Genomic DNA, 2,829 nt, shown 5'->3' with positions numbered 1-2,829 from the left:
CGACCCTCCTCTTTGATTGGCATAAATAATGTCCATGGTGCCATCCTGATCCAAATCTGATGCGTCAATCATGTATGTAAACAAATACGGTGCCGCAGCAATTATTTTGCCATTGAAAGTTGGATCCGAGTTACCATCGTTGTAATAAATGATGTTAGGACTAAAGACATTCCCTACCACAATGTCTAAATGACCGTCCCCATTGAAGTCCTTAACAGTTATATCAAATGGGTTCTTTGACAATACTTCGGGATCGTTGGGAATTATTATTTCACTGAAATTCTCACTGCCGTCATTTTCATACCACGAGATCTTGTGATCTGCATAGGAACATGCTACAATATCCATGTCTAAATCGCCATCCATATCGCCCCAGGCTGCGGAACGGCCATCGTTAATGCTAGACATAAGATTGTATTGGGTGAACGATAAAGATGCCGGTGATTCTGAAGCGTTACTTTTGTGCCAGGAAGGATAACTCTCGTTGGTTCCTATAGTTAATACATCAAGATCACCATCTCCGTCGGCATCAACCACATCAATTGAGTAAAGGCCTTCTCCAACGGTCTTTTTCGTGAATTGTGGTTTTTCAGATCCACTCCAACAGCTTGAATTTTGTTTGCAGTTATTTTCATAGAAGACTATATCTGTACCAAATTTCGACAAAATATCAATATCCTCATCACCGTCAATATCGATGCTGAATAGTGGAAGTTGAACGTTGTTTGTAGTAGTTGGACCAATATTAATAGTGTCCGAAAATGTTCCATTGCCGTCGGTATTTTCAAACCAGTATAGCCCTAGCTTATTTGCTATAAAGATAACATCATTGTCACCGTCATGATCCAAGTCGCCACCAATCAAATGAGCCGGTGCCGTTGCTGGTAACTCTAGGTTTGTAATGACATTGCTTTCGAAATTTTCTTTCCCATCATTCTTAAACCAGTCAAGACGCAGATCAGTACGCCTGCCAAGGGTCAAGATATCAAGATCATTGTCTCCATCTAAATCGACGCTTGATATTGCCCGCCAATTTTGGTCAAATGTTTCGATGTTAATTTTTGTCCACTGGGCCTTTAATGGAAAAGAGAGGCAAAGCACGGCAACCATTAATGAAAGAAGTTTCATGGGACTATAATGAAATTCTGAATTATCGGTTTCTATGAGGTTCACAGATTTCATCTTAGCCCGGGATCCGGGAATTTTGGTGGCATCGGTTTTTCAGGAGGTTGCTGGCTCTCGTACCAGCCTATGGCAAAATCAACCCCCGAATAGATGATGGCGGCTCCAGTAATTATCCAAACCGGTGTTGAGTTAGCCAGATAATCGAGAAATGGATATCTGTTAAGGATAACATCAAGATAACTGTAGGATCCAATATAGATATCGGCCGATTCACTGAAAGCTTCACCATCGAATGCCCTGAAAGAAAGAGAGTCTGCCACAGTTGAGTCACCGGCAGGCACATAAAGGACCAAATTGTCGGAATTGATAGCTTCAATGGGGGTAGTATTGATGGTATTACCCAGTGTAACACCATCGGAGGTCTGAAACAGTTGCCCGTTCTGGGGCAAAGTGGTGATTGAGAAGATTAGTGGATTATTGTCTTTATCAGATCCTCTTAGCTTCACAACAATAAGAGAGTCATTTTCAGCGGGTATCAGTTCGGTCAGGGCAAGGGGAGGGGTATTGCCGGTTTCACATGACACTATTTCAAGACTGGTCACGATGTTATTTATCATGACTTCTACTTCTAAGAAAAGGTCTTCTTCTGTTCCAAAAAAGTTTCGCGGGACACCTGGATGTACAATCGGGAAAAAGAAACCGCTATCCAAATCTGAAGTGTCAGGAGTAACCTGAAAGAGACTTATTTCTATGGGGCCTTCGAACTGGCCCTCATAAGAAAAAACAAGTATCTCGACTTCAGTTCTTCTATTTAAGGAAGCGGCTATGTCCTGCTGTTCCAGTGTCTCAAGTGACGCAATAAACTGGGATGTAAGGATATCATCTTTTTGTAGAAAAGGGAATTCTTCCGCTTCATCTTCACTTATGGTATATGGACGCATCTGCCCAAAACCGCGAGAACTTACTTGGTTTTTGTCTATTCCTCTATCCAAGAGCCATTTTTCAACAGCCGCCGCCCGTTTTTGTGAAAGTTGAAAGTTTGCCAGCTCGTTGCCCCGGGAACTCGTATGAGAGGTTAGCTCAATCCTCATATCAGGGTACTTTTTCAATAGTTCCAACAGTTTATTCAATTCCTGGTCGGATTGATCAAGGAGTTTATCGGATCCAAAAGCATATCTAATGTTCTTGAATGAAAAAACCGTTTCTCTGGTCAGCCTAACAATTTCAGTCCTGAGTATAAAAACGTGGGATGCCGGTGTATTGGCCGATTCATCCAAAGCACATTCTGTGGATTCACAACCTGTGTTATGATATGTTTCCAGTATCTGTATATCCTTTATTTCTTTTCTTATTTCAGTTGCAATTATCTCAGCCATACGCTCAGCATAAAGAGGGGTGAGGTTCTCTGAATCGAGTACGTAGACACTGGACCTGCATATATTCAAAAGCTCAACGGAGTCTAATTCCATGGTAGCATTATTTGTCGGGTCCACAATCGGTAGCTGAATATTTTCAGCGGAATCCGGCGGTGCCACGATGTCCTCTGGAATGTCTATCTCGGTTGAATCGTCTTCCAGAGTTTCATTAAATAGGGTAGGATTTTGCGTTGTGTCACCGTTACTGACACTTAAGCTGTCTTGGGAGAAGGAAAGGCTTGGAGGCAAGAGAAATAAGAGAAGGAGTAAGCGTTTCAATTGATTCGAT

At 42.1% G+C, this 2,829-nt stretch carries 2 protein-coding genes; both read right to left on the bottom strand.

Features of this window, described 5'->3' with window-relative positions:
- The coding region (locus EYO21_02680; protein HIB02716.1) for a VCBS repeat-containing protein at window positions 1–1,182 on the bottom strand (1,182 nt) is incomplete at its 3' end.
- Window positions 1,179–2,789: a hypothetical protein gene (locus EYO21_02675; GenBank protein HIB02715.1), complete on the bottom strand. Its 1,611-nt coding sequence runs from the start codon at window positions 2,787–2,789 to the stop codon at window positions 1,179–1,181. The genes EYO21_02675 and EYO21_02680, both read right to left, overlap by 4 nt.
- Window positions 2,790–2,829: the final 40 nt, after the last annotated feature.

The sequence above is a fragment of the Candidatus Neomarinimicrobiota bacterium genome (assembly GCA_012964825.1).
In the GTDB taxonomy this organism is placed as follows: Bacteria; Fidelibacterota; Marinisomatia; order Marinisomatales; family S15-B10; genus UBA2125.
The sequence above is the reverse complement of the archived record's forward strand: the minus strand, read 5'-3'. Positions and strand labels throughout refer to the sequence as shown.